Origin of the sequence: Sulfuricurvum sp. RIFOXYD12_FULL_44_77 (assembly GCF_001830725.1) — a bacterium.
Taxonomy (GTDB): Bacteria; Campylobacterota; Campylobacteria; order Campylobacterales; family Sulfurimonadaceae; genus Sulfuricurvum; species Sulfuricurvum kujiense_A.
The window spans coordinates 1-8040 of sequence record NZ_MIBU01000097.1; the positions used below are offsets into that span (position 1 = coordinate 1).

Below are 8040 nucleotides of genomic sequence, written 5' to 3' on the forward strand. Positions count from 1 at the left end.
TCCTGATTCGATGATACTCGAAGAATTTGCACTTAAAGTTGAAAATCGTGCTATTTCGGATGTTACCTACGAGTCGGTTAAAACTTTTACCGATACCTTGCAAAAAGAGGAACAAGCGATCTTCTTAAAAGAGTTTGCTCTTAGCCCCTCAGAATTGAACGATAAAGAAAAAGCATCTCAAGCGATCAATACAGCGATTGCCAAACGTTTTGAAGCCGATTTGCCGAATACTCGGGGAGTGGTAGAAAAAGATTTGATTCGTGCAATGATTCAGATGTTAAAAGGGGAGGTTGATGAGATCACTCTCGAAGGGAAGAACCAAAAAGAGTTGAGTATGGTTCAAGTCCAAAATGCATTGTTACAATCCTCTTCGATGAGTGATGAAGAGGCGCGAAAATTTATGGATGACAAATTTAAACTTGAGATCGAGGCGGATTAACCCGCCTTCGACTTATTTGCGGTGATTCTCTTCAATCATTGCTTCGGCAAGACCGAAAAGCTCACTGCTCGCGATCTCCATAGCTTTAAAATCGTTTAGGATAAGATCGCGGTTTGCAACACACGTGTCCTCTCCTTCAAGGCATCTCATCGATTCCATTACATTATCATGAACTATGGCGTGAGGTTTATCCATTTTACCAAAACTTTGCGTATGTCCGAACCGTTTTTTCCCATCATCCGCATACCATTTACCTAATCGACAGTGGGTATGTCCTCCGAATTCAGCTACTTTTTTTCCTAAATTGATCGACGTATAGGCATTGGTTTTGAAAACGATATGGTCGATCATAATGAGATTGATAAAGATACGGTCTTGTATGCTGGAAAGTTCGTTATCGATCATTTCGGTACTGTGGCGTAGGTGATTCATACTTTGTTGAAAGGTGTGCATAAGAGATGTAAACTCAGAAACTACTTCCCGCATTTCTATAGAATTAGCGGAGTTTTCCATACTCTCTTGTTGCAATACTTGTACAGTAGCACGGATCTCTCCTGTTGCTTTTTGGGTACTTTCCGCAAGCTTACGCACTTCATCGGCAACGACCGCAAATCCTCGTCCATGCTCTCCGGCGCGTGCCGCTTCGATTGCGGCGTTGAGGGCTAAGAGATTGGTTTGATCAGAAATATCACTGATGAGGTTGATAATTGCGGTGATCTCTTTGGATCGGTTCTCTAACATAGCAGTGGAATTAGCATTTTGATCGATGAGGACATTGAGCCCTTCGAGTTTAGTGCCTACTTTTTCAGCGTCTGTTGCCCGCTCGATCGACATAGATGCGGCTTCTTTAACATTGGTTGATATCACTTCGAGTTTTGACGTATTGTTCATAAAACTTTTTTGGAGACCGATTAATTGTTCATTATTTTTATTGATGGTTGCTAAATCGGCATTGAGCTCGGTACGGAGCTGATGATGATAATTTTCCTGCATAGAGGTAATACTGCCGTTTATTTTATCTCCGGCATACGCGAGTATGGGATTTAGCCCTTGTGTATTAAAACGTCTGAAATACTCGTTATTGGAGGCATAGTCGATCGAAGCGCGCATCTCCCGCATAAAAGTTTCCATCTGATCGATCAGGTTATTAACGCCGTGACAGACTCTTCCTGCTTCACCAAGATCGACGATATTGGTAGCTCGCGCTTCAAAATTTCCTTGTACGGCATCTTCTAAAACATTGAGGGATTTACGTAAATGAACTTTTAGCCCAATGAGTTGGAGATTAAAAATATAAGCCATTGAGATATACGTAACAAGTATAAAGGTATCAAACCAACTGAATCCGTGAAGAAAAAAATCAACGACGAAGCCCAAGGAAAACAATCCTAAAAAAAGAATAGCGATAAACTGTAATTTAGAGAGATAAGATGAATTTGTCATAGCGGCCTCCATAATTTTTTAGTAATTCATCCAGTATCTTTTGTGATTGTACGACTCCTCCTGAGCGTTCTGCATTGACGAGACGCTGATAGAGCGGTTTGACTTGTGCTAGTGCTTTTTGGGAGGGTTTTCGGCGGACGGAGTAATATCCTGCCACTCTGCCGTTTTTGTCCAAGGAAGGGGTGACATTTGCATATACCCAGTAGTAGTCACCGTTTTTGGCTTGGTTGATAACGTAGGCATTTACCTCACGACCCGATCGGATTGTTTCCCATAAGTGTTTAAAAATTAGTTTCGGCATATCGGGATGTCGGACAATATTGTGCGGTGCACCGATAATTTCATGTTCTTGGTAGCCTGCTAATTGTAAAAAAAGTTCGTTGCCGTAGGTTACTTTTCCTTGGGTGTCAGTTTTGGAGACGATAATATCGTGCTCACCGAAAGTCAATTCTTGCATTCAATCCCTTCAATATCAGTTTGCCTACAATATTAATGGATAGTGGTTTGTAAAAGGTTTCGTTAAACTTAGTTTGGGTTAAAATAAGGAAAAATTATTCACAAAGAGAATCATGTATATTAGAAATAGTGATAAAACAATATTAATAGTTGAAGATGATATTGAAAGTAACGATAACCTATCTTATTTGTTAGAATCTAAGTTTGCCAAAGTGTTCAGTGCGTATGATGGGATGGAAGGGTGGAAAATGTATCAGGAGAGAAATCCGGATATTATTTTGACGGATATTGAAATGCCTAAGATGGATGGTTTGGAGTTAATACGGCGAATTCGTACGAATAATACGAATATCCCGATTGTCATCTTAAGTTCCTATTCGCATCAACATTATCTACTTAATGCTATCCCCTTGAAGCTTGAGGAGTATCTACTTAAACCGATTACTATGAATAAATTAAATACATTGTTTCAAATACTAGAACAAAACACAAAAGATAAAATTTTAAAGAATATTGATATTTGTGAAAATATGTATTATGACTTTCAGAGTAAAGCTATTTTCCAAAATAGAGAAATGTTGCGATTGTCTCATTTGGAGATTTCTTTGATGGAGCTTTTACTCAAATATCGGGGAAAGATTGTTAGTTATGAAGAGATAGAGTATACACTCTACGGTTCGCAGGAGATAAGTCGAAATGCCCTTAAAATAGTGGTGAGTAATCTACGCAAAAAAGTAGTCGGTCTCAATATTCAATCGACTCCGAAATTAGGATATCGTCTCTCATGAACCAATTTACTGAATATACCTCTAAAGCGCATCTCTTTAATCTCGTCGATCAAACGGACAATATGCTCTCTTTTGTTGATCTGAATTATATCTATCGTGCTGTTAATCAAGCGTATGTAAAAGCATTTAATCGCTCTTATGGAGAGATTGTAGGACATCATGTTGAATCAATAGCGGGGACGGAATTTTTTCAAAATATCATCAAACCTTATCTTGATCAGGCATTTTTGGGTGGAGATGTTTCCTATGAATCGTGGTTCGATTTTAATGAGGGGAATAGAGCCTATTTACTAGTGCGATACCATCCTGTCTATGATGATGAGAGAAATATCATCGGTGTAGTGGTTTCCGGCACTGATATTACAGAACGTAAAAAGTTTGAAGATGAGAAAGCTTTGCAGGATAAATTGTTCATCGAACAAGCACGTATGGCGCAGCTTGGAGAGATGGTCGCTTTTGTCGCCCATCAGTGGCGACGTCCATTGCACACTCTTTCTACCTATTTACTTCGGATACGGCGCAGATTGGCGGAACAATCGTGTGGGTATATCGATGATGAGCTGGGACGCAGTGAAGAGATTCTAGAACATCTTTCCCATAGTTTGGAGAGTTTATATCACTTTCACAGTGATAAAGCAGGCGTGGTAAAAGTAAAAATCTCTGTTGAGGAGGTTAAACGTCTTTTGGAACCTCATTTAAATGCCGCCAATATCACTTTGGAGATTGATATTTCTGCAGAGATGACCATCGATACGAAGGTACCGAGCAGTCGGTTGCTTCACCTTTTTTCGGTATTTATCGAAAATGCGATTGAAGCTCTTGAAAAAGCGGATCGGATCGATAAAAAAATCACACTCAGCGGGTGGGAAGACGGGGAAAAGGTAAGTGTCGATATCTATGACAACGGGGATGGGATGACACATGAACAGGCAAGAAAGATTTTTGAAGCGGGTGTAAGTACTAAGAATGAAGCCGGTCATGGATACGGGCTCTATTTTGCCCGTAAAATCCTCACAGAACAGTTGGGAGGATCGGTTGAATTGATTCAAAACGAAGCAGGGGCATGTTTTCGGTTAACTTTTCCGAAACGGATAGCTTAAACTTTTGGGATGAATACAATTATTACAGATAGACTTAACATTCTATTAACAAAATGGTATTAGAATAATCAAAACTACTCAAAGGAGTTTCCGATGAAAATGTTACTTATGATCGTATCGGCTACGGCTTTACTCTCTACTATTGTATCTGCAGAGATGCCGGTTATGAATCAAGAGCGTGTAGAGGCTCAACAAGAGATTCAAAACCGTTTTAAAGAGATGAAGACCGATGAGCTTCTCGAAAAACGGGGAACCATGACATCTCAGCAAGAGCGTGAAGCACTTCATAACGAGCTTATGAACCGTCAGCAATCGATGAGCAAAGAACAGCATGAGAAATTTATGAATAAACCGGAAAACCGTACTCCGAAAATGAAAAACCAAGGTTCAGGCCAGGGGATGATGCAAGGGGGCGGTATGGGCTCAGGCATGGGCGGTGGAATGGGCGGTGGAATGGGTGGAGGCAAAGGGGGGCGTTAAGCCTCCTTTTTGAGCGCTTCGATCTCTTCCGCTTTCTCTTCAATCGTTAAAAGCTCATCCACTTTTTCTTCATAGAGAGCTTTCGTTTTTTCCAACTCTTCTGCCAAAATACTAATCCCTATTTTTTCGTATTTTTTCGGATCGGCGAGAGAGGCGTTCAGCTCATCAATCTTGGCTTCGAGCGTCTCGATTTCAGCGGGTAGTTTTTCAAGTGCACGCTGTTCGTTGAAGGTGAGTTTGAATACTTTCGGTTTTTCGTTCTGCACTACTGTCGTGGTGGTTGCGGATTTGGCAAATTCGGCCTCCATCGCATCCATTTCACTGAGCTCTTTTTCATCTTCGAGATATTCGCTGTAAGGCTTGTAGCTCTCTTCGATAGTGCCGTCACCTTTAAAGATAAAGAGCTTTTTGGCAATCTTATCAACGAAATATCTATCATGGCTGACGAGGATAACCGCACCTGGGAAGTTTTGGAGCTTCTCTTCGAGGATATTGATGGTAGGGATGTCGAGATCATTCGTAGGTTCATCGAGGATGAGACAATCGACCTTTTTGGTAAAGAGGAGGGCGAGAGCGACACGGTTTTTTTCTCCGCCGCTGAGGACTCCTACTTTTTTATCGAGAAACTCTCGCGGAAAGAGAAAATTTTTGAGATAGCCGTAGACATGGTAGTCTTGCCCTTGCGCATCGACACGATCTCCGCCGTGAGGGCAGAACGTTTCGATGAGGTTGAGATTATCATCCAGCATCTCACGGTGCTGATCGAAATAGCCGATGGTGAGATCTCCCATCTTGATGATGCCGTTTGTCGGTTTAAGACGTCCTAGAAGGGCTTTAAGCAGTGTCGATTTACCGCTTCCGTTAGGTCCGACGACGGCGATAACGTCTTTTTGCAAAATACGGGTCGAGAAATCTTTGATAAGTGTTTTATCACCGAGCTTTAGCCCCAGATGTTCGATCTCAAACAGCATCTTTTGGCGGTTGATCCCTTCACCTCGGTTAAAGTGTTTTGCTTCCCGCTCCAATTCCAGTTTCATTTTGCGGATTTTGGACGGGTTGTTTTTGGCATCTTCGCGTAGCTGCAATACCCGCTGTTTTCGCCCTTCATTCCGTTTTAAACGTGCTTTTACCCCTCTGCGGAGCCATTCGTTTTCACTTTTGAGGAGTTTGAGGAGGTTGTCGTGCTGCTGTGCCATGGTGCGAAGAAGCTCTTGCTTTTGCTCCAGATAGTTGCTGTAGCCGCCGTTGAATTCACGCAGAGCACAATCTTCGACTTCTATCGTTTTGGTTGCGATTTGATCGATGAAATAACGGTCATGCGAGATAAAGAGGAGGGTAAATTTCTCTTTGAGGATCAGCTCTTCGAGAAATTCGACCATGTAGACGTCGAGGTGGTTGGTTGGCTCGTCGAGCAGCAGTATGTCGGGTTTTTGGAGAAGCAGCGATGCGAGGGCGACACGTCGCTGTTCCCCTCCGCTGAGGAGATCGACCTTTTTGTTTTCGTACTCTTTGAGCATAAAATGGTGCATGACCCGCTCGATCTTATCATCGAGGTTCCATGCATTGTGGTGATCGAGAAAATTGGTTAAATGGGATTGTTCCTCAAGGAGCGAGGCGTTATCAAATTCTTCAGCAAGGAGGGCCGAAATCTCATCAAAACGTACCTTTGCCGATTTGAGCTCTCCTAACCCTGCTTCGATCGCTTCACGGACATTATGAGAGGGATCGAACTTCGGCACTTGGGAGAGCATTTTTATCTCGATCCCTTGACGGTTGATCCGCTCACCGCCGTCGGTATCAAGAGAACCATGGACGATTTTCATCAGCGTTGATTTACCGCTGCCGTTTTTGCCGACAATAACGATACGCTCACCTTCGTCGATATGGAAGTTGATGTTCTCTAAAATTTTTTGGGCTTCGTAGTGTTTGCTGACACCGAGGAGATCGACTAATGCCATAAACGTTAATTCCTTGAAACGAAGATACTGATCCGAATTATAGCGGATGGGAGCTTAGGGGGATTATCGCTTCATTTAACTTGATTAACATTCTTATGACTGTTGTGTGACCGTTTTATGGGTAAAATTGCATGAATACAAAAGAGGAGAACACTATTATGAAAACAAAATCAACTTTGATTTTATCGCTTATGTTGGCAGTGTCGGTAAATGCCGGCGAGATAGATGGAGGAGCGGTAGTCGGTAGTATGGTTGGTGCGGGAGTCGGTTCTGCAGTCGGTTCAGCAACGGGCGGTAAAAACGGTGCGATTATCGGCGGAGGAGTCGGTGGTGCATTGGGTGCTGCTGTCGGAAGCAAAGAGACAACTCGTTCTACAACACAAGTGATTACACGAGAGAAAGTGGTCTATGTAGATCGAGATCGTGAACATCGCGATAATGGAAAGCATAAAGGGCATCATAAAAATCACAATCGCGACTGATTGTGAACGCCACCTCTTAAAAACAATGATTATGTGAAAGATACCATGTCGCAATCGCGTAATCATTGTAGGGGGTTTCCCTCTGCGCGAGCGGGATCGAATCGTTACGAAGCTTACTTCGGATGATCCCAAATACTATATACCCCAATAACAATACCCCGATAGCGATAAACCAATCACTTTGCCATCCTATTATCAAGGCAATACCATAATTTCCGTAGCTTAAGATCCATCCTAATAGCCGTGCGATAAAGCGGCATTGTCGGGTCGGGAGAGTAGGGGGCGGATCGATATGGAAAGTATTCATAACACAAATTATAGCGGATAGGAGTTTAACAGCAGTAATTTTTTCTCTTTAAAGGGGACGAATCTGAACACGTGCCGATTTCAGAGCGCTTTGAAAAGAGAGCGGATCGTTTTGTGTCGGTACGAGGGTGTTAATCGGAGCTTTCGAATACCCGAACGGAGAAAAGAGGTGATAGGGTGCCAAGATTCCAAAACGGATGGGTAGTTCCAAGGATCCGAGATCATTCGATATTACGGCAATATCTCCCTCTTTAAGCGCTTTTTCATTTGCCTCAGATTCATTTATCAATATATATGCCTCTTCTTCATCTTTGAGCAGTTCTGCGATCTCACCGGTACGGGTCATAGTATGCCACTGTTTTTTTGTCCGTCCGGTAAGGAGAACGAATTCATCTTCGTTTAACTCTAGAGCGGAAGAGACAATCGGATGAAATTGTGCTTTGTGTGAAGCGGTTGCAAACACTTCATTCGGATACAGCCGTTCCCCTCCCCACTGATAAGAGAGGGTCTCATACTCCTGTGTGCTTTGATCGCATAAACGACTTTTTGTGAGTATTTGATACTCATGATAGACCTCTGAGGGCTCGG

10 protein-coding genes are annotated in these 8040 nt (G+C 42.5%); 5 read left to right on the forward strand and 5 right to left on the reverse strand.

The window, feature by feature from the left end; all coding sequences use genetic code 11:
• Window positions 1–439 (forward strand): hypothetical protein (locus tag A2517_RS04300; protein WP_294894495.1); only part of this gene is annotated, 439 nt, incomplete at its 5' end.
• Window positions 440–451: 12 nt separating this feature from the next.
• On the opposite strand, the gene A2517_RS04305 is transcribed toward A2517_RS04300, so the two are convergent.
• Together A2517_RS04305 and A2517_RS04310 are read right to left on the reverse strand one after the other, a co-directional pair.
• Window positions 452–1882, reverse strand: a complete 1431-nt coding sequence (locus A2517_RS04305; protein WP_294894496.1) for a methyl-accepting chemotaxis protein — start codon at window positions 1880–1882, stop codon at window positions 452–454.
• Entirely contained in the window at window positions 1857–2339 is a 483-nt protein-coding gene (locus A2517_RS04310) for a PAS domain-containing protein (protein ID WP_294894497.1), read from the reverse strand. Before A2517_RS04310 ends, A2517_RS04305 begins: the two co-directional genes overlap by 26 nt.
• A 112-nt stretch (window positions 2340–2451) precedes the next feature.
• Here A2517_RS04310 and A2517_RS04315 point away from each other — a divergent pair, with 112 nt between their 5' ends.
• From A2517_RS04315 to A2517_RS04325, 3 genes are all read left to right on the forward strand, one after another.
• Complete coding sequence (locus A2517_RS04315) at window positions 2452–3126, forward strand: response regulator (RefSeq protein WP_294894498.1); 675 nt, start codon at window positions 2452–2454, stop codon at window positions 3124–3126.
• A complete protein-coding gene (locus A2517_RS04320; protein WP_294894499.1) occupies window positions 3123–4226 on the forward strand; it encodes a PAS domain-containing sensor histidine kinase in 1104 nt (367 codons plus the stop codon). The genes A2517_RS04315 and A2517_RS04320 overlap by 4 nt, the downstream gene beginning before the upstream one ends.
• Before the next feature lie 93 nt (window positions 4227–4319).
• On the forward strand, window positions 4320–4706 hold the full coding sequence (locus A2517_RS04325; protein ID WP_294894501.1) for a hypothetical protein: 387 nt from the start codon (window positions 4320–4322) through the stop codon (window positions 4704–4706).
• On the opposite strand, the gene abc-f is transcribed toward A2517_RS04325, so the two are convergent.
• Window positions 4703–6664: a ribosomal protection-like ABC-F family protein gene (abc-f, locus tag A2517_RS04330; RefSeq protein WP_294894503.1), complete on the reverse strand. Its 1962-nt coding sequence runs from the start codon at window positions 6662–6664 to the stop codon at window positions 4703–4705. The genes A2517_RS04325 and abc-f overlap by 4 nt on opposite strands.
• 158 nt (window positions 6665–6822) lie before the next feature.
• Between abc-f and A2517_RS04335 the strand changes: the two genes are divergently transcribed.
• On the forward strand, window positions 6823–7146 hold the full coding sequence (locus A2517_RS04335; protein WP_294894505.1) for a glycine zipper domain-containing protein: 324 nt from the start codon (window positions 6823–6825) through the stop codon (window positions 7144–7146).
• A gap of 16 nt (window positions 7147–7162) precedes the next feature.
• Here A2517_RS04335 and A2517_RS04340 read toward each other — a convergent pair whose 3' ends face one another.
• Together A2517_RS04340 and A2517_RS04345 are read right to left on the reverse strand one after the other, a co-directional pair.
• The gene (locus A2517_RS04340; protein ID WP_294894507.1) at window positions 7163–7453 is read right to left on the reverse strand and encodes a hypothetical protein; all 291 of its coding nucleotides are present in this window, start codon (window positions 7451–7453) and stop codon (window positions 7163–7165) included.
• A 48-nt stretch (window positions 7454–7501) separates the two neighbouring features.
• Window positions 7502–8040 (reverse strand): molybdopterin dinucleotide binding domain-containing protein (locus A2517_RS04345; RefSeq protein ID WP_294894509.1); only part of this gene is annotated, 539 nt, incomplete at its 5' end.